Origin of the sequence: Clostridium magnum DSM 2767, from assembly GCF_001623875.1 — a bacterium.
GTDB lineage: Bacteria > Bacillota > Clostridia > Clostridiales > Clostridiaceae > Clostridium_AM > Clostridium_AM magnum.
On sequence record NZ_LWAE01000002.1, the window covers coordinates 556480 to 576147 of the forward strand.

At 31.6% G+C, this 19668-nt stretch carries 15 protein-coding genes and 1 riboswitch; of the genes, 8 read left to right on the top strand and 7 right to left on the bottom strand.

The window, feature by feature from the left end; genetic code table 11:
• Positions 1-2 precede the first annotated feature (2 nt).
• A complete protein-coding gene (locus CLMAG_RS10095) occupies positions 3-1721 on the top strand; it encodes a methyl-accepting chemotaxis protein (protein ID WP_066621683.1) in 1719 nt (572 codons plus the stop codon).
• Positions 1722-2029: 308 nt separating this feature from the next.
• Here the strand turns inward: CLMAG_RS10095 and CLMAG_RS10100 are convergent, their stop codons facing one another.
• From CLMAG_RS10100 to CLMAG_RS10120, 5 genes are all read right to left on the bottom strand, one after another.
• A complete protein-coding gene (locus CLMAG_RS10100; protein WP_066621686.1) occupies positions 2030-2992 on the bottom strand; it encodes an ABC transporter ATP-binding protein in 963 nt (320 codons plus the stop codon).
• 2 nt (positions 2993-2994) lie between these two features.
• Positions 2995-3966 carry an ABC transporter ATP-binding protein gene (locus tag CLMAG_RS10105; RefSeq protein WP_066621688.1) on the bottom strand — a complete coding sequence of 324 codons (972 nt, stop codon included), beginning with the start codon at positions 3964-3966 and terminating at the stop codon, positions 2995-2997.
• 18 nt (positions 3967-3984) lie between these two features.
• Positions 3985-4878 (bottom strand): nickel transporter permease, encoded by an 894-nt coding sequence (gene nikC, locus CLMAG_RS10110; RefSeq protein ID WP_066621690.1) that lies wholly within the window; start codon positions 4876-4878, stop codon positions 3985-3987.
• Positions 4879-4900: 22 nt separating this feature from the next.
• The gene (locus tag CLMAG_RS10115) at positions 4901-5905 is read right to left on the bottom strand and encodes an ABC transporter permease (protein ID WP_066621692.1); all 1005 of its coding nucleotides are present in this window, start codon (positions 5903-5905) and stop codon (positions 4901-4903) included.
• 181 nt (positions 5906-6086) lie between these two features.
• Positions 6087-7652, bottom strand: coding sequence for an ABC transporter substrate-binding protein (locus CLMAG_RS10120; protein ID WP_066621693.1), 1566 nt, complete (start codon positions 7650-7652; stop codon positions 6087-6089).
• Positions 7653-7932: 280 nt separating this feature from the next.
• Between CLMAG_RS10120 and CLMAG_RS10125 the strand changes: the two genes are divergently transcribed.
• From CLMAG_RS10125 to CLMAG_RS10135, 3 genes are all read left to right on the top strand, one after another.
• Positions 7933-10059 (top strand): MotA/TolQ/ExbB proton channel family protein, encoded by a 2127-nt coding sequence (locus CLMAG_RS10125; RefSeq protein WP_066621695.1) that lies wholly within the window; start codon positions 7933-7935, stop codon positions 10057-10059.
• An 18-nt stretch (positions 10060-10077) separates the two neighbouring features.
• A complete protein-coding gene (locus CLMAG_RS10130; RefSeq protein ID WP_066621697.1) occupies positions 10078-10776 on the top strand; it encodes an OmpA family protein in 699 nt (232 codons plus the stop codon).
• Positions 10777-11110: 334 nt separating this feature from the next.
• On the top strand, positions 11111-11944 hold the full coding sequence (locus CLMAG_RS10135; protein WP_082831871.1) for a glycerophosphodiester phosphodiesterase: 834 nt from the start codon (positions 11111-11113) through the stop codon (positions 11942-11944).
• Positions 11945-12045: 101 nt separating this feature from the next.
• Here CLMAG_RS10135 and CLMAG_RS10140 read toward each other — a convergent pair whose 3' ends face one another.
• Positions 12046-13722, bottom strand: coding sequence for a formate--tetrahydrofolate ligase (locus tag CLMAG_RS10140; RefSeq protein ID WP_066621699.1), 1677 nt, complete (start codon positions 13720-13722; stop codon positions 12046-12048).
• Positions 13723-14230: 508 nt separating this feature from the next.
• Positions 14231-14316: riboswitch (ZMP/ZTP riboswitch) on the bottom strand.
• 335 nt (positions 14317-14651) lie between these two features.
• On the opposite strand from CLMAG_RS10140, the gene CLMAG_RS10145 reads away from it, so the two are divergent.
• From CLMAG_RS10145 to CLMAG_RS10160, 4 genes are all read left to right on the top strand, one after another.
• Positions 14652-16079 (top strand): methyl-accepting chemotaxis protein, encoded by a 1428-nt coding sequence (locus CLMAG_RS10145; RefSeq protein WP_066621701.1) that lies wholly within the window; start codon positions 14652-14654, stop codon positions 16077-16079.
• A 100-nt stretch (positions 16080-16179) separates the two neighbouring features.
• A complete protein-coding gene (locus CLMAG_RS10150; protein WP_066621703.1) occupies positions 16180-16440 on the top strand; it encodes a TfoX/Sxy family protein in 261 nt (86 codons plus the stop codon).
• Between the two features lie 63 nt (positions 16441-16503).
• Positions 16504-17154, top strand: coding sequence for a DUF3786 domain-containing protein (locus CLMAG_RS10155; RefSeq protein ID WP_066621704.1), 651 nt, complete (start codon positions 16504-16506; stop codon positions 17152-17154).
• A gap of 298 nt (positions 17155-17452) precedes the next feature.
• The gene (locus CLMAG_RS10160; protein ID WP_066621705.1) at positions 17453-18637 is read left to right on the top strand and encodes an MFS transporter; all 1185 of its coding nucleotides are present in this window, start codon (positions 17453-17455) and stop codon (positions 18635-18637) included.
• Positions 18638-18777: 140 nt separating this feature from the next.
• Here CLMAG_RS10160 and CLMAG_RS10165 read toward each other — a convergent pair whose 3' ends face one another.
• Entirely contained in the window at positions 18778-19431 is a 654-nt protein-coding gene (locus CLMAG_RS10165; RefSeq protein WP_066621707.1) for an HAD family hydrolase, read from the bottom strand.
• Between the last annotated feature and the right edge of the window lie 237 nt (positions 19432-19668).

Consider the following 19668-nt stretch of genomic DNA (forward strand, 5'->3'; position numbering starts at 1 on the left):
TAATGATAGATAACATTAAATTTGGTAATAAGATAAGAATACTTGCAGTGTCATTGCTAGCATTAATATTTTTAATTGGAATCATTGGGTGCATTGAATTAAAGAAGGATAATGATGAAATGATCTCTATGTATAAGGATAGGCTTCTTGCAATTGAGTATTTAAATGATAGTCGTGCTCATGCCAGAGCCATTGAGGCAGATATTTATTATATTATTATAAATGTAAATAATAAAGAGAAACAAAACGAAAAAATGATGGATATTGAAAAAAGAAAAGTAGAATTTAATGAAAATTTAAGTAAGTATAAAAACATAAAAATGGATGAATTTTCAAAAAAGTCAATAATGATAACGGAAAATAACTTAGAGAAATATAGATCAGGAAGAGATGAAGTACTAAAGCTTGCATTGGAAGGGAAACAAAAAGAGGCACTAGAACAGTATGTTGCCATTGAAAGTTCAGCTGATGATTTTCAAAATGATTTGAAAGGTTTAGCAGAATATAATGTAAAGCTTGCAGATAAAACCAAAATTCAAAATGACACTGATTACAGAAATACAATATTTTTGTTTCTTTCAATAATTATATTTTCTATTATTATAGCATTTATAATATCACTAGTCATCACAAGAAATATAGTAGTACCTCTTGGAATTGTTTTAAGTCAACTGGGAGTAATATCTAGTGGAGATTTTACTACTAAGATTTCTGATAAGTTCATGAAGAGAAAAGATGAGATTGGTAGTATTTCCAGAGCTATCTACAACCTTCAGGAGTCATTAAAACCATTGATAGAAAAGGTAAGCAATAGTGCAGAAAACATAGAAAATGTAGTAGAGATGGTGAAAAATGAAATCTTTGATTTAAATGTAAATATTGAAGAAGTATCTGCAACAACGGAAGAAGTATCAGCAGCTATGGAGGAAACAGCTGCTTCTTCAGAAGAGATGGCAGCTACCTCGCAGGAAATAGAAAAGGCGGTACACTCTATAGCAGAAAAATCACAAAAAGGAGCAGAGCAGGCAGGAGAAATAAATAAAAGAGCTGAGGAAACAAAGGAAAGAGTGAAAGTATCCCAAGAGAAAGCTCATGAAATATTTGTAAATACCAAAGATAAACTTGAAAAAGCTATCGAGCAGTCAAAAGTAGTAGAGCAGATAAATATTCTTTCAAAAGCCATTATGCAAATAACAGAACAGACAAATATTCTCGCATTAAATGCCGCTATTGAAGCAGCAAGAGCAGGTGAACAAGGAAGAGGATTTGCAGTGGTATCAGAAGAGATAAGAAAGCTTGCAGAAGAATCAAAAAATGCAGTAGTTGAAATACAGAATATAACAAGTAAAGTAACAGAAGCGGTAAAAAATCTTTCGGAACATTCCAATAATCTTTTATCGTTTATGTCCACAGATGTTGATAAGGATTATAAAACAATGATGGAAGTAGCAGACAAATATAGTTATGATGCTAAATTTGTAGATAGTCTTTTAGAAGATTTCAGTTCAACATCAGAAGAACTTTTAGCATCCATAAGTGATATATTAAAAACTATAGATGGAGTAGCTATGGCAGCTAATGAAGGAGCGGGAGGCACAACAGATATTGCAAACAGAATATCAGATGTTAATGATAAGTCTAATGATGTACTGGAACATGTACTAAAAACTAGAGAAAGTGCCGATGAATTAAAAATAAACATTTCTGAATTTAAAATTTAAAATTTTTATAGAATTGGAAACAATGAAAAATTTCCTTCCTTCTCTTTTATAAAAAATCATTAATTCCAGTTAATGTGTATCAAAAATGAGAAAAAAATCTCAATTTGAGATCGATTTTATATCAAATTGAGAAAATTCACAATCTTACCACAAGTTTTCGGGGTTATAACATTGGCATAAGAATTGCTATATATAATTATAGTTTGAGATAAATTTTAAGCCCTAAACCCTAAAATAAAATTACTTAAGATCAGCCCTCCTGAACTTAAGTAATTTTTTTATTTTATTCTATTCAAGTTTCATATTTATTAATACAAATGGCAAGCTACTTGGTGACTATTATCTAAAGTCTTTAGCAGAGGTTCCTTTTCCTTACATATGTCCATACATTTAAAACATCTAGTATGGAATCTGCATCCCTTCGGAGGATTTAGTGGGCTTGGTACATCGCCCTTTAATATAATTCTGTTCTTTTTCTTTTTAGGGTCAGGAACTGGAATAGCGGACAAAAGAGCTTGAGTATAAGGATGTTTAGGATCACTGTATAAATTTTTATCATCAGCTAACTCTACAAGCTTTCCAAGGTACATAACTCCAACTCTGTCGCTTATATGTTTTACTACATTAAGACCATGAGCTATAAATAAGTAAGTTAAATCAAATTCCTTCTGTAAATCTTTCAGCAAATTAAGCACCTGAGCTTGGATAGAAACGTCAAGAGCAGATACTGGTTCATCACATATAATAAGACTGGGATTAACTGCAAGAGCCCTTGCTATACCGACTCTTTGCCTTTGTCCACCGCTAAATTCATGTGGAAATCTGTTTCTGTGGTAAGACGAAAGACCAACACAATCTAATAGTCTTAGTACATTCTTTTCTATTTCTCCTTTTAGACATATATTGTTTATCTTCATAGGTTCAGCAATTATATCACCAATAGTCATTCGTGGATTCAAAGAAGCATAAGGATCTTGGAATATAATCTGTATTTCTTTAGATAAGCTTCTTTTTTTAGAACCTTTTAAGTTACATATATCCTGTCCTTGAAAGATGACTTCACCAGAAGTTGGCTTTAAAAGATTAACAAGCATCTTTCCAGTAGTAGATTTTCCACAACCGGATTCACCAACAAGACCTAAAGTCTCCCCCTTATATATGTCAAAGGAAACATCGTCTACTGCTTTTACATAAGAATTTTTTTGGGATAAAAATACATTTTCTACATGAAAGTATTGTTTTAGATTTTTAACTTGCAATAAAGCTTCCATAGCTAATCTTCCCCTTTCTGCTCATATAAGAAGCATCGTACTTGCCTATCCTTATGCTGTAATAGTGGAGGCATAGATTCTTTACAGATAGCCATGCATTTATGGCACCTATCACTAAAGGCGCAACCCTCTGGCATCTCTAGGGGATTAGGTACAGTACCAGGTATCATAAACAATCTATCTCTATCCTCATCTATTTTTGGAATGGAATTTAAAAGACCTATAGTATATGGATGCATTGGGTTTTCGAATAATTTATTTACAGGAGCTTTTTCAACTACTTTTCCACAATACATAACTACGACTCTATCAGCTACTTCAGCAACTACTCCTAAATCATGGGTTATTAACATTATAGAAGTATTAAATTTTTCTTTTAATTTAAGCATGAGGTCAAGTATTTGTGCCTGTATAGTAACATCTAAAGCGGTAGTAGGTTCATCGGCAATTAAAAGTTCTGGATTACAAGCAAGAGCCATGGCGATCATAACACGTTGTCTCATTCCTCCGCTGAGTTGATGAGGAAAATCATCAATTCTTTTTTCTGGTGAAGGTATACCAACTAACTCAAGCATCTTTACAGCTTCCTTTTGAGCATCCTTTTTGTTCATATTTTTATGTTTTATAAGAGCTTCCGATATTTGCTTTCCTATAGTATATACTGGGTTAAGACAAGTCATGGGCTCCTGAAATATCATGGATATTTTATTTCCTCTTAGCTGCTGAATTTCTTTTTTACTTTTTTTTAGTAAATCTTCTCCGTTAAATAGGATTTCTCCATCTATTACTTTTCCAGGAGGGTCTGGAATAAGCCCCATTATAGAAAGAGAAGTTACACTTTTTCCGCTGCCGGACTCACCAACTATTGCAACTACTTCACCTTTTTCTATATCGAAGTCTACTCCATCTACAGCATTAACTAATCCGCCTTTTACTTTAAATTGGGTCTTTAAATTCTTAACTTCAAGTAACATATAACAGCTACCTCCTAACTACTTACGAAATTTAGGGTCTAATGCATCTCGCAGTCCATCTCCAAAAAGGTTAAATGCTAATACTGTTACTGTAATGGCGATTCCTGGAAACCATACTAAATAAGGTGCATTAAAGAAATACCCTCTACCAGAGCCAAGCATACTTCCCCATTCAGCATAAGGAGGTTGAACTCCAAGTCCTAAAAAACCTAAAGCTGAAGTTTCAAGGATAGCTGTAGATACTCCCAAAGTTGCTCTAACTATAATAGGAGACATTATATTAGGTAATATGTGTTTAAATATTATAGCTAAGTCATTATTTCCAATTACTTTAGCAGCCTGTACATATTCACTGTCTCTTACAGATAATATGCAACCTCTAACTATTCTTGCATACTCAGGTATAGTAACTATACTTATGGCTATTATGGCTTTATCAATACCTTTTCCAAGAGCACTCATAAAAGCTATAGCTAGTAATAGTGAAGGGAAAGCAAGGATCATGTCCATAAATCTCATTACTATTAAATCTATTTTACCGCCATAATATCCAGCTAAAGAACCAAAAATAGTACCTAAGGATAATGCTATAGCCACTGAAATTATGCCTACCCTAAGAGATATTCTTGTACCATCTATTATTCTGCTTAATATATCTCTTCCTTGCTCATCTGTTCCAAACCAGTGAGACGATGAGGGTGGCTTTAAACTATCAGATAAGCTTCCTAAATAAGGATTATAAGGCATAATCAGTTTTCCAAATATGGATACTAGTACTAGAAACAATATTATGCAAAGCCCTAAAGTAGCAGCTTTATTTTTTAAAATTATTTCAAAAGTATTTTTAAAAAAGGAAAAATTACTTTTATTTTTTTCATTCTGCGATACTTCTTTAGATGTTTCATATTCCATTTTTATACCTCCATTCACAAGGTTAAGAATATTTAATTCTAGGGTCTAATAGGCCGTAAATTAAGTCTACTAAAAGATTCACGCTGACAAATATAACAGCCATAAGCATTACTGCTCCTTGTACTACAGGGTAGTCTGATTTTAAAATAGCCTCTATGGTATAGCTTCCTATACCAGGCCATGCAAATACCGTTTCAGTGAGCACGGCGCCACCAAGTAGAGATCCAAGTTGAAGCCCTATAACTGTTATTATAGGTATAAAAGCATTTTTAAGAGCATGTCCTATTATGATCTTTCTTTCACCAAGGCCCTTTGCCCGTGCAGTTCTTATGTAATCCTGGCCTATAACTTCAAGCATAGTAGATCTTGTCATACGGGCTATTATGGCAGTAGAATATGCAGCAAGAGCTATGGCTGGAAGCATTAGATGTTTTATGGAATCTTGAAGAGCAGCCATATTTCCTGTAAATATGCTATCTAATATATAGAAGCCTGTAATATGGACTGGTTCCATACCTACTTGTATTCTTGAAGAGACAGGTAGTATATGAAGCTGTAATGAAAAAATTACTATTAATATAAGCCCAAGCCAAAATATTGGCATAGAAACTCCAAGAAGAGCACCTAACATACTTATATAATCTACTATAGAGTTTTGTTTTATAGCAGATATAACACCTATAGTTACTCCTACTATAGAAGCAATTATTATGGCAGTGAAGGCTAGTTCAACGGTAGCCGGTAAACGGGTAGTTAACTCACTCCATACAGAGGTTTGAGTTATTAATGAATTACCGAAATCTCTATGTAAAAGTCCCTTTAAAAAATCTAAATATTGAATGTATAAAGGATTGTCTAATCCAAGTTGTTTACGAAGAGCTGCAATTTGATCTGCAGAGGCATGTTGACCTAAAATTATAGAAGTAGGGTCAGAAGTAAGTACATGCATAATTACAAATACTATTATGGATACTCCAATTAAAACAGGTACCAAAAGAGTTAATCTTTTTAATACATATTTTATCATTTTTAATCCTCCTCATAGCGATTAAACTAATGTTATTATATATAAAGGAAATACCTTTAAGGTATTTCCTTTATATATAATAATATGAACTTTACGGTATGTGAATAATGTTGTATTTTAGTCTTTTGTAATTACTATTATGTGCTGAACAACGTTCATTAAATAGCAATTAAAAATTAAACTAATTTTTATCTACATTTTGAAAAAATATTGGACCTGTAGAGTGAACTTTAAAATTAATTACCTTTGATGAGTACGCAGCCATAGATTGAGCATAGGATATTGGAATCCAAGGAGCATCTTTAGCTGTTATATCTTGAATTTGTCCATAAATTTTATTTCTTTCATCACCATTTGGAGTAGATCTTCCTTTTGCAAGCAATTGATCTACTTGAGTGTTACTATATTTTGCAGAGTTTAAAGTCGATTTAATCTCTTTTGAATCAAATAAGGATAAGAAATTATCAGCATCACCATTATCACCGTTCCATCCATAGCAGAACATATCACCTTCACCTTGAGCAAGTTTGTCTTTGTATTCTTTCCAAGGATATACATCTATGGTAGTAGTAACACCAATTTTAGCTAAGTAAGCTTGTACAGATTCTGCTAGTTTTTGTCCATTAACAGGGTTGTATGGTCTTGGATTTGAGTAAGTGATCATCTTAATACTTAAGTTTTCTTTACCTAATTCTTTTAACATTGCTTTAGCTTTATCTGGATTATATTCATAAGGTTTAACGTCTTTACTGTATCCTGGAATAAATGATGGTAGCGGACTATTAGCAACATCAGAGTAACCTTGATATAGTTGCTTAACAAGTTCATCCCTATTTATAGCATAGGAAAGAGCTTCTCTTAATTTAGGATCATTAAATGGTGCTCTTGAACACATGAAACCTAAATAATTGATATTCATACCTTTGTTTTGAAATATATTCATCTTGCTTTCTTTTAGTTTATTTATATCATTAGGGTCTAAACCATCTATTGCATCTACGGAGCCTGCTATAAGTTCACTAGCACGAACAGAATTTTCCTTTATAAATTTAAATACAACCTTGTCCAATTTTGCTTTAGTACCCCAATAATCATTATTCTTTTCTAATTCTATAGATTGACTTTTAGTCCATTTAACAAATTTAAAAGGACCTGTACCTACAGGGTTTTCCATCATCTTATCTCCAGACTTTTTAGCAGCAGTTGGGCTAACCATTGGGGCAGCTAAAGACATAGCAAGATTTGCTAAGAAAGGAGTATAAGGCTCTTTTAAAGTTATTTTTACAGTATAATCATCAACTTTTTCTACCTTACTAACTTCTCCAAAAGTGAAAGAAGCATATGGCATATCCTCTTTTGCTTTTGGTGGTATTTGACGCTGTATGTTATAAACCACCGCATCTGCATTAAATGGTGTTCCATCGTGGAATTTTACATTTTTACGAAGATTAAAGGTATAAACCTTTCCGTCAGCGCTTATATCCCATTTTTCTGCAAGACAAGGCTGAATTTCAGTTGAATCTTCTTTGTAAGCAATAAGGCCTTCATATACATTAACTATTACTTTTGCTGATTCACCATCATCAACATAGGCTGGATCTAATCCCCTAGGATCTGATCCTTGAGCAAAAATTAAAGTTTTAGGTGAGTTACTGTTTTGAGAAGTAGCAGTGCTGCCGCCACAACCGGTAAAAAAAGTGGCAGCTAAAAATGTAGCCATTATAGATGATAAAAATTTTTTCTTCATTATAATCTTCCCCCTACTTTGGTTATTAAATGTTATTGCATTTTTTATAAATTAATTTTTAATAGAAAAAATTAATAAAAGAACAAAAGAAAACGTATAGAAATATTATATTATTAAACGTTCTTAGTAATTAGTTTATATTATACCACTTTAAACCAAAAATTCAATGTTTTGTTTTTAATTTATACTTTTGTAAATTAAGTAATTAAATGTGTTGCATAATTTTAAATAAAAAGAATAAAGTTGTAATAATACGTTTATTAGTAGGGGAGTGAGTAAGTTGGATAATTTGAGCATAATTTTGTTTATAAAAGGAATTTTTAGTACTAAAATAGGGACTATCATTTTTTTCATTGAAATAATATTGTTTATAGCAGATATAATTTTTTATACTATAATTTACAGACATTTAGTACAAGTTAATAAATCTATAGATAATCAGTCTTTTAAGCCTTTTAAAGATTTAATAGCTAGATATGAGAATTTAATAAAAGAATCATCAAATCATGTCAATACTCAGTCCTATATAGAAGCATACTTTTCTAAGTATAAAATTTTTAAAAAAGTAAATACCCCATTAATAAATATTGTTCACATAATACAAATGACCATACCTGTGTTTATTCTTATGGGAGTATTGGGCACATTTACAGGATTAACTGTGTCATTAAACTCCTTAAAAATGGGAGATATTTCTATTGATATTACAAAGATTGGGCCTATATTATCAGGTATGGGAGTAGCCTTTAATGCAAGTATAGTAGGTATAACCTTCTCATTAATACTTACTGTTGCCACTAAAGTATTTAATGTAGAACAGCTGCTTATAAGCATTGTGTCAAAATTAGAAAACTATATGGACAACAAATTACGCAACAGATATTCAAGAGAATTATTTAGTCAAATAACTGAGGCTGTGGAAAAGTTATCTAACTCTACACAACACTCAATTGATGAAATGAAAGAAAGTATTTGCTTTTGTTTAAATGGCACAAAAGAAACTTTTGAAAATGCAATAAACAAGCTTTCTGAATCAAACAACAAAACTATAGAAGCTTTAAACTTTAATATTAGTGAAGTTGCAAAGGAGTCAAAAGAAGCAATTATATTATATACAAATAATTTAGCTTCTTCTAATAACAGAACAATAAATGAGTTAAATTCAAATGTTAGCATAGCGATGAATAAATCAATAGAGGTAATAAAAGAGGTGTATGATTCAGTACAGGGACTTTATATATTTTCACAGCAATTTGAGCAGGCAACTTCCTATATAAATAACTTTAATGGACAGCTAAAATCATCTGTAGAAAGTTTCCAAGTTTTATTTAAAAGCTTCAGTGGTTTTATAAGTATATTTAAGAAAGGAATGGATGATTTAGACAAAAAATTAGAGTTTTTAGGTGGTTGTGTAGATGATATAAAACACCAGCAGAGAAGAGTGGATCAAAGCTATGGTTCTATATTTGATAAATTAGGTAAATTAAGTGATGACTTTTACTCATCTCTTAAAGATTTAAATTATGTTCAAAAGACTTTTTTAGATCAAATCAAGTCTTCTTACGATGATTCAAGTAAAATATACTTGGAACAAATGAACAGATTAAATAGTAATTTGAAATTAATGTTAGACAAACTTACTGATAGTATGTCATCTAATATTAAGGAGTTAGATAACTATGCTGAAAAGCAGAAAAATAATATAGACAACATCATTAGTAATTTTGAATCTATTATGGAAGAAAGATTTAATAAAATTCTTAATAATATATCAGAGATACAGATGGATTTTATTAAAGAATTTAAGAGTTCTTATGATGAAACAGGATTAAAATACATAAGTGAAGTATCGGATTTTAATGTTATTCTTAAGGTATTTTCGGATAAGTTTACAAATAATATATCAAAAAATATTTTAAAGTTATCTCAGCTATTTGAAAAAGAAAAGGAATTTATATTAGACATGAGTGAAAAGTATGGAAATGTGCTGCAGTACTGCGACAATATTAATGGAGAATATATAAAACAAACAAAACTAGCAAATAATTCTTTTAATAGCATGGATGAGAATTTTAAGGATTTATCCTTATACTTTAGATATATGGAAAAACGGCAGAAAGAAGTTTTAGATGGATATAATGCAATTAATAGTAATATGGAAGGGATTCGGGATTATTTAACCAGTCAAAATGAAGAGCAGAGCAGAATCTACTCCGAAATTAAAGATAGCATGAAAGAGTACTTAGAGGAACATGAGAATATGTTGTCTAGTAATATAGTTCAACTAACTAATAGTATAAATGAGCAGAATAATTTAATGAGTTCCACTGCAGCAACTATAAACAATTTAGCTAGTTCAATCAGCGAAAGTAAGGAACAAAATTCTATTGAATCCTCACCAGAGTAATTATAAAGGTGTGATAAGATGTTTACAAAATATAGTAAATTAATAGGGACCAGCAAAGAGGATGGAAATATATGGCGTACCTTTACAGATCTACTGAGCACTATATTGTTATTTATACTTCTATTTCTTGTTTATAGTAACATAATAAAACAGGGAGAAATAGACGCAACAAAGCATAGGGTTGAACAGATTATTGGGTTAAGACAAAGTATTATTGAAGATATGAGAAACACCTTTAAAAGCGCAGGATTAGATATTGATATTGATAAGAAAACTGGAGATATAATATTTAGCAGTGATGTTCTATTTGAATTTAATAAATCAGATATAAAGCCAGAATTTAAAGATAACCTTAATAAATTTATACCTCAGTATGTAAAGGTACTTCTTTCACCTAAGTATAGTGATTCTATTTCGGAAATAGTTATTGAGGGACATACAGATGATGTAGGGGAGTATAACTATAATATGGATCTATCACAAAAAAGGGCAAATAGTATTGTAAACTATATATTGAGCAGTGATTTTAAGGTTATAGATGATTCAAAAAAACAAAGTCTAAGATCTTTAATTACGGCAAATGGTAAATCTAACAGCAGATTAATTAAAAATGCAGATGGTACAGTAAATGGTGATAAGTCCCGTAGAGTGTTGTTTAAGTTCCGCTTAAAGGATGAGGAGTCAATTAAGGAATTAGACGAAATCTTAAAAGAATAAAAATGTAATTTAGAGTGTACCAGATATTTATATTTCTTTCTAAAATAAACGTTGAGGTATCAATAAAAAAGTTAATGCTTAATGATGAAGTGTTAGCTTTTTTTTGTCCTCTTAAACCCATCATAAAAAGCCTAGAGTCGTTTAAGTATAATAAATCAAATCTAATGAAATTATTGGATAAGATATCTGGTGTTGTGAAGAAAGATGTTGATAAAGTAATTACCATAATTTAACCATATCCTTTAAGTTACAGTTTGTAGTATATTTAAAATAGAGATACATTTTAGAATTGTAAGAATTATTAAGGGGTACTTATTTGTGAGGGGTGATTAATGTGAAGAGGGGTATAAATAAGATAGCTATTTTTATCAGTATGGTTTGTATATTCTGTGTAATAAGCTTGGATTACAATTATAAAGAAGTCAAATCAGAAGAAGCAACTCCAAAAGTAATAGCACATAGAGGATATAGTATTGATGCACCTGAGAATACGATAAAAGCTATAATGTTAGCAGCAGAAAATAAGTCAGATTATGCTGAATTTGATGTCCAACAAACAAAAGACGGTATACCTGTTCTTTTACATGATAAAAGTTTAAAGAGAACAGCAGGCATAGATAAGGAGTTGTCACAGGTAAATTATTCAGAAATAAAAGATATAGATATTGGAAACGTTTATTCTAAAAGATATAAAGGGGAAACAATACCCACATTAGAACAAGTGATGAAGATAACTAAGGGAAAGATAAAGCTGGATATAGAGTTGAAAATGTATAAAAATAATTATGATTTACCAAATAAAGTGGTAAAGCTTATTGAGGAAAATGATTTCTTGGATAATAGTATAGTAACGTCCTTTGATTACAATGCTCTAGTTAAGGTTAAAACTTTAAATCCTAAAATTAGGACAAGCTTAATTGTGTCTTCAAGATTTAATTATAAACCATCAAAATGGATTGATATATATAGTTTAAAAGACTCAATTATAACAGAGAGTCTTATATATGATATCCATAGGGATAAAAAACAAATTCATGTTTGGACATTAAACAGTAAATATGATATGGCTAAGTTTATAAGGTTAGGAGTAGACGGTATTATAACAGATAACCCTCAAGCTTATACAGACGCAATTGATGAGGGGGTAGAGGAGTATCCCATACAGTAATTTGAGTGAGTAAAAAAAGCAGGATAAGATAAAAACCTTCACCTGCTTTTCATATTTTGAAGTGGGTATATTATAAGCTATTGCTATTTATCTAAAATTGTTTAGAATAATCCACCTATTACGCCGTCTTGATTAACATCAATTTTCTCAGCTGCTGGAACTTTAGGAAGTCCTGGCATCTTCATGATTGCTCCAGTTAAAGCAACAACAAAACCTGCTCCTGCTGAAATTGTTACCTGTCTTACTGTTACAGTAAATCCTGTTGGTCTTCCAAGTTTAGTTTGGTCATCAGTTAAAGAATACTGAGTTTTTGCCATACATATTGGAGTTTTTCCAAACCCATTCTTCTCTAACTCATCAATTTCTTTGTTAGCTTGATCTGCAAATAAAACATCATCTGCACCGTAAACTTTTTGAGCTATAGCTCTTATTTTTTCTCTTATTGGAAGTTCTGCATCGTAAGCAAATTGGAAGTTGTTTTCTCCTGCTTCGATTAATCTTATTACTTCTTTAGCAACTTCTACTCCGCCTTCTCCGCCTTTTGCCCAAACTTCTGATAACTTAACATTTACACCAAGCTCTTTACATTTAGCTTCAACTAAATCTAATTCTGCTTTTGTATCAAATGGGAATGCGTTTATTGCAACTACTGCTGGTAATTTAAATACCTTAGTTATGTTTTCAACATGTTTCAATAAGTTTGGAAGTCCTTTTTCAAGAGCTTCTAAGTTTTCATTATTTAAGTCAGCTTTTGCTACTCCACCATTGTATTTTAATGCTCTAACTGTAGCAACTATAACTACTGCATCTGGTTTTAATCCAGCCATTCTGCATTTGATGTCTAAGAATTTTTCAGCTCCAAGGTCAGCACCGAAACCTGCCTCAGTAACTACATAATCTGCAAAGTGTGTAGCCATTCTTGTAGCCATTATTGAGTTACATCCATGAGCTATGTTTGCAAATGGTCCACCATGTACAAATGCTGGTGTTCCTTCAAGAGTTTGAACTAAGTTTGGTTTTAATGCATCTTTAAGTAATGCTGCCATAGCACCTTGAGCATTTATTTGTCCAGCTGTTACTGGAGCTCCTGCTCTTGTATATCCTATAACTATTCTAGCAAGTCTTTCTTTTAAATCAGTTATACTACTTGATAAGCAGAAAATAGCCATTATTTCTGAAGCAACAGTGATGTCAAATCCATCTTCTCTTGGCATTCCGTTAGCTTTTCCGCCCATACCATCAACAACAAATCTTAATTGTCTGTCGTTCATGTCAACACATCTTCTCCAAACTATTCTTCTTGGATCGATGTCTAGAGCATTTCCGTGATATATATGGTTATCTATCATTGCTGCCAATAGATTGTTAGCTGCTCCAATTGCATGGAAGTCACCAGTAAAGTGTAGGTTAATATCTTCCATTGGAACAACCTGTGCATATCCACCACCAGCAGCTCCACCTTTAACACCAAATACTGGTCCTAAGGATGGCTCTCTTAATGCAACTATTGTATTTTTTCCTATTTTTGATAAAGCATCAGCTACACCTATTGATGTAGTAGTTTTACCTTCTCCAGCAGGTGTTGGGTTGATCGCTGTACATAGGATAAGTTTACCATTTTTTCCCGGAGTTTTCTTTAATAAGTTGTAATCTACTTTAGCCTTGTATTTTCCGTAAAGCTCTATGTCGTCCTCGGAAACACCTATTTTTGAAGCTATTTCCCTAATGTCTAGTGGTTTACACTCCTGTGCAATTTCGATATCTGATTTAAAACTCATTTTAAAATCCCCCATCTCTTTTTATTTTATATTTTTTACCTCCTAAGAGATTTCCTTATTGGAATCCTAAGGAGATTGGTTAACTCTATTTATAGCTTCCTATAGTATCTTTATAATGTATGAAGCCAAGGTGTGCAACTTCATTTATATTTTTCAGATATGTACTTTTCATCATCCACAATTTTAACTTAGTTTCTTGTTGTGAAAACGTTGTCAATAACTAAATCGACTATAAGTCCTTTTATCCGATGACTACCCGCTCTAATACTCCCATCGCACGGTGTGAAAGCGATTCGCACCAAATCAGAGATTTGGACTCTCTGCTTTTCTCCAAAGTTTACGTTGCGAGCAGCTACGTACCTGGATTCGTTCAACTAAGAATCAGGTGAGGGTTAAATGCCTAAATGGCATTTAACGGGCAAAGCCCCGGGTCGTAGACGAAACCCCATCTGATTCAAGTTTCCACTTCATATGTTTGTAAGTCTGTCAAAAAGCATAAGACCCCCTGGACATTTGCCCAGGCGGTCGACATTTTTACTTTATAAGTCACACTCCCTGTGGTAAACTCCACTTCCGCCAGTTATGCGACTCTATAGTTTAAAAAATAAAAGATATTATTTAAACTACATATAATTGTGAATTTTTTGATTATATTTTAATATTAAACGATAATCTAAATTATGTCAATCATTAAATAAAAAAATTATTAATCTTAGATCAGGAATTTTTTTATAAGTTGTTGTTTGGTATGTTTATATCATAAAACTTTTATGTTACAATCCGGTTACAGTTTAATAAAAATTCTGTGTCAGATTTAATCTGCAGTTTGATACTAATTAATCACAAAGGACCTAGGAAATAAATAGCATTATAATGAATTTTATGGTATATTTATAAGGATTTTATAATTACTTTTTAGGAGAAAAATGATGTTTGAAAGAAAAATAAAAATCAAGAATATCGAAAAAACATTAGAAAAATATTCAGTTTGTAGTAAGGATATTATCAAAAGCATTGAACATAAGTTTAAAACTATAAGTAAAATATCATCCCCAGTAAAAACAATGATAAAGGGTGTTATTGATGCATCTATTAGTATTAGTACATTCAATGTTAAATTGAAACATCAATCTACTATGTTAGAATCTAAATCAAGAAATTTAAAAATTCATACAGAAAATATTACAAATGTAATACATGAAGTAAATCAAAATATGATTCAAGTATCTAATAGTGCAGTGGAATATGCGTCCTCAACAGAAGAGATAGCTAATCAAGCTAATTCTCTTTTAACTTTAAATGAAGAAAACAACAAATCCTTAGATAAAGTAAATAATTTAAAAAATGAAGTGCTAAATCATTCTTTATCTATGGAAGGTGATATTAATAATCTATTACAGCTGATAGTAAATATGAAAAGTACAGTTGATGGTATTAAAAAAATAGCAGAACAAACAAATCTTTTAGCTTTAAATGCAAGTATAGAGGCTGCAAGAGCTGGAGAGCACGGCAGGGGCTTTTCTGTTGTAGCAGAAGAAGTAAGAAAACTTGCTGACGTTACTCAAGATCAACTTACTTTTATGAACAATTTGATGAATGATATAGAAAACGCTTCTTCAAAAAGTAAGGATAGTGTTTTTGAGACTAAAACAGCAATATCTAATATGAATGATTCTATTAGCGATATTTCCAATTACATTAAAAAGAGTAATGAGGGAATTGAGTTAGTATCAAGTAATGTTGTTCAAATTGCTAGTTCATCACAGGAAATAAGCGCCTCTATAGAACAAATAAGTGAGGAAATTAATACATTAAATGAGGATGTTAATAATGTTAATAATATATCAGCTGAATTATATAATGGAGCAATAGAGCTTGAAAATATGGGATACTCCATAGGGAAAATTGAAGAAGATATTTCAAATTTAGCAAAATTGAATAATGAACTTTACTATGAAAATGATTTTATAATGGATAATGATACTTTTGTAAAGGTAATGGAAAATGCAATTACAGCTCATATTAATTGGGTTAATACCGTTAAAACTATGGCGGATAAAATGGAAATACAGCCATTACAAACAGATGGTCATAAATGTGGATTGGGACACTTTTATCAATCATTAACACCTAAAGAAGAAAATATTAGAGGCGTGTGGGATAAAATAGATTCGATACATATTGAACTACATAAAATTGGACATGTAGTAATTGATAAAATTAAGTCAGGAGATAAAATTGGAGCCGTAAATAATGCTAAAAGAGCAGAGGAAATATCATCAGATATTATTAAAATGCTTAATGATATAAAGGAACAGGCAAACATTCTTACTAACGATGGAAAAAAAGTATTTTAGTAAACTTCAACCCATAATTTAAGAAGCATGGTATAATTTTTATATGGTAAAATTAATTTAAAAAGGGTCATTAGTATTTGTGTTAAAGGGGGAAAAGTTAATGGGGGAATTATCTAAATTGCCTAATATAGGTAGTAAATTAGAAGCACAACTTAATCAGGTGGGAATAGAAAATTTTGAGCAATTAGAAAAAATTGGAAGTAAGCAGGCTTGGTTAGACATTAAAGCTATAGACAGTTCAGCTTGCATTAACAGATTATGTGCCTTAGAAGGAGCAATACAAGGAATTAGATGGCATAGTCTTTCTGATGAAGTAAAACATGAATTAAAGGACTTTTATAATACAGTAAAATATCTATAAGAAAAACGGTGTAAAAGAAATCGGGGAGAGATATGAAAAAATTAATGATGGAGGGATTTTAGTATGAAGGAAGGAAAGGAAAATAATTATAAGCTTTGTTATGAAAATTTGCGTAAAGAATTTATAAAATATAATCCAGAAGAGGTAGCTAACAAAAGCAGAGCTTATTATAATTCTGAAAAAAAAGAGTTTACGTTAACTTATTTCAACAAAGAATATATAATTTCTTATCCAAATGGAAATATTGTTCTAAAAGATGGCAAAGATCAGGATATATCTATGAATGAAAATAGAATGCTGATTCATAAGATGCTAATTTTGAGCTATCTATATCGCGCTACTAATAGCAGTTTGACAAACAAGTGGGTGCCATTTAGAGAATTAGAAGGAGTTGGCCATGCTTATCAGGGATTTGCACAGATTGGTATAGATAGATTAGTTGAATTTTTTGGTCATAAAGGAGATCTTTTTTTAAAAGCTGGTATTAAGTTAGGCGGAAAAAAAGTTAATGTTGGTGATGTAGGTATAGAAATTACCGTAGTACCAAATGTGCCTATGGTATTTGGTCTGTGGTTAGCAGATGATGAATTTCCAGCAGATGCTACTATTCTTTATGATTGTTCTGCAGTTAAAGAACTTCATGTAGAAGACTTAGCAGGATTATGTTCCTTAGCAGCTGAAGAAGTAATTAGGGCTGCTGAAGGTATAGAATAAAGAAATATTAGTCTATCCGATGACTACCCGCTCTAATACTCCCATCTTCTCTAAAGTGGGAGTAAATAGCGGCTACGTCTGGATTCGTTCAACTAGGAATCAGGTGGGTTTGAAACCCCATCTGGTTCAAGTTTCACTTTCATATGAGAACTAAGTTTAGCTAACTTTATAAAAGAACTATAGGTGGATTTTTCTGCTTATAGTTCTTTTGGGTATATTTAGCCATTGAATCATAAAAATGATATAATTGTATTGGGTCAAATGTTAAAAAAGAGTATAAGAAGACAGGGGATTTACTATGCAAAATATTGAGACATATAAGAAAAATTTTAGAATACCTTTATTTTATTTCGTTACAATATCTTTCTGGTTTGCAATGTATACATATGTGCCGGTTTTAGCAGTATATGTGGAACAGCTTGGAGGGTCTCATAAAATGGCAGGGCTTATACTTGGATCCTATGGTTTCGTTCAAATGTGTATGAGAATACCTTTAGGGATTGCTTCGGACAGGCTCCACAAAAGAAGGCTTTTTATAACCTTTGGTTTGGCCTTTACCTTTATAAGCTCCTTCGGAATGTTTATTTCAAAAGATCTTACATGGATTTTGATTTTTAGATCCCTTGCAGGTGCAGCTGCAGCCACTTGGGTAGATTTTACCGTGCTGTTTACCTCATATTACAAGCATAATGAAGCAACTAAGGCTATAGGAATAATAAATTTTCTTAATGGAATTGCACAAATGCTTGCCATGCTTCTTGGAGGCTTCTTTGCTCAAAGGATAGGCGTAAGCTCAACCTTTGCATTGGGAGCTGTCATTGGTGCAGTAGGCCTAATAGCTTCTTTTTTTATTGTAGATAATTTTGATGAGAATTCTAAAAAGATAACTTTAAAACAGATTGGTGGAGTTATTAAAGACAGAAATTTGATAGCAGTATCCATTTTGGCAATATTGTCACAGCTATTAACTTTCTCTACAGTTTTTGGTTTTACTCCAGTTTTTGCAAAGACTATTGGAGCAAATAATTTTGATATGGGACTCCTTACAGTGTTCTCATCATTACCTAGCGCTTTGGCATCACTATTTGGCGGAATATACCTGGCTAAAAGGTTTGGTGAAAAACCAATGGTAGTATTGGGTTTTTTAATAATGGGAGTACTAACTATCACTATTCCTTTTACAACTAATCTGGTCTTACTTATGATTACACAAGCCATTGCAGGATTTGGAAGAGGAATATCCTTTACACTGCTTATGGGGTTAAGCATAAAGCATATTAGTGCTGACAGGAGAGCTACCGCAATGGGATTTTTTCAGTCAATATACGGTCTTGGGATGTTTTTTGGGCCTGTAGTTGTTGGAATATTAGGAGATGCCCTCAATTTAAGCAAGGCATTTGTTTTCCTTGGAATTGTGGGATGTATAACTGCTTTTTTAGCTGTAAAGATTATAGAAAGTGGAAAAAGTAGCTTAAGGTTGTGATATACCTCCAAATGAAAAGTCAATGCTTAGTATACTAAGCATTGGCTGAAGATTAATACTAAGGGGATGATTTATATAACAAGCTAACTAAGTAATTATTGACAATCGATGAATAAGCCTGTACATTTTCGTAATAGACTTTAAGAGTTGATTATTTTTAATAACTCTTCTGGTCTATCTATAATATAGTCTGCGCCTTCCTGCTCTAAAACTACTCTATCCCTAAATCCCCAGGTTACACCTACAGAAGTAGTCTTAGAATTTTTAGCAGTTTTAATATCTACTTCTGAATCTCCTACATATACGGACTTATCAGCAGTAGAGCACAGCTCTTCAAGTGCTTTAAAAACAGTGTCTGGTGAGGGCTTTTTGGAGATGTTTTCTGATTCCCCAATAGCTACTTTTATATATTTTTGGAAATAGATTTGATTAAGTCCCTTTACAGCCTTATCGAATTTGTTTGATACAATAGCAAGTTTGTAATTTCTCTTTGATAACTCCTCTAAAAGCTCTAGGATCCCTTTATAGGTGCCAGTCTTATTTTGCATATTTTTGGAATAATGGTTACGAAAATCTGTAAGGCAGTTTTCATACTTAGGATTATTATATCCGTCAGGTATAGCAAGTTCCATTAAACGAGCAACTCCATTACCAACAAAACTTCTAACCTCTTCTATAGTTCTACATGGAAAATTATGCAGTTCTAATGCATAGTTCACACTATCAGTAAGATCATCAAGAGTATTAAGTAATGTTCCATCTAAATCAAATATAACAGTATCATATTTTCTCATTTTATATCACCTTTTCTCCATAATGATATAATTATATAACTTTTACTAATGCAAATAAAGGCAATTTTTTTCTATATTATATTTTAACTTTTTATGTAAATCATGTGTTTTTGCTAATTAATATGCTAAGTCTTGACCAAAATTTTGTGTGAAATTTAATCCATATCATAGAAAGCATGGTATAATAATTAAAATTAATAGGATTATTCTTATATTTTTTGTTAGTAATTCTATTTA

Coding starts and splice junctions, on each gene's coding strand:
- CLMAG_RS10165 (WP_066621707.1), bottom strand. CDS start 19,431: ATGAGAAAATATGATACTGTTATATTTGATTTAGATGGAACATTACTT.
- CLMAG_RS10155 (WP_066621704.1), top strand. CDS start 16,504: ATGAAGGAAGGAAAGGAAAATAATTATAAGCTTTGTTATGAAAATTTG.
- CLMAG_RS10160 (WP_066621705.1), top strand. CDS start 17,453: ATGCAAAATATTGAGACATATAAGAAAAATTTTAGAATACCTTTATTT.
- CLMAG_RS10095 (WP_066621683.1), top strand. CDS start 3: ATGATAGATAACATTAAATTTGGTAATAAGATAAGAATACTTGCAGTG.
- CLMAG_RS10150 (WP_066621703.1), top strand. CDS start 16,180: ATGGGGGAATTATCTAAATTGCCTAATATAGGTAGTAAATTAGAAGCA.
- nikC (WP_066621690.1), bottom strand. CDS start 4,878: ATGGAATATGAAACATCTAAAGAAGTATCGCAGAATGAAAAAAATAAA.
- CLMAG_RS10130 (WP_066621697.1), top strand. CDS start 10,078: ATGTTTACAAAATATAGTAAATTAATAGGGACCAGCAAAGAGGATGGA.
- CLMAG_RS10145 (WP_066621701.1), top strand. CDS start 14,652: ATGTTTGAAAGAAAAATAAAAATCAAGAATATCGAAAAAACATTAGAA.
- CLMAG_RS10140 (WP_066621699.1), bottom strand. CDS start 13,722: ATGAGTTTTAAATCAGATATCGAAATTGCACAGGAGTGTAAACCACTA.
- CLMAG_RS10100 (WP_066621686.1), bottom strand. CDS start 2,992: ATGGAAGCTTTATTGCAAGTTAAAAATCTAAAACAATACTTTCATGTA.
- CLMAG_RS10115 (WP_066621692.1), bottom strand. CDS start 5,905: ATGATAAAATATGTATTAAAAAGATTAACTCTTTTGGTACCTGTTTTA.
- CLMAG_RS10120 (WP_066621693.1), bottom strand. CDS start 7,652: ATGAAGAAAAAATTTTTATCATCTATAATGGCTACATTTTTAGCTGCC.
- CLMAG_RS10105 (WP_066621688.1), bottom strand. CDS start 3,966: ATGTTACTTGAAGTTAAGAATTTAAAGACCCAATTTAAAGTAAAAGGC.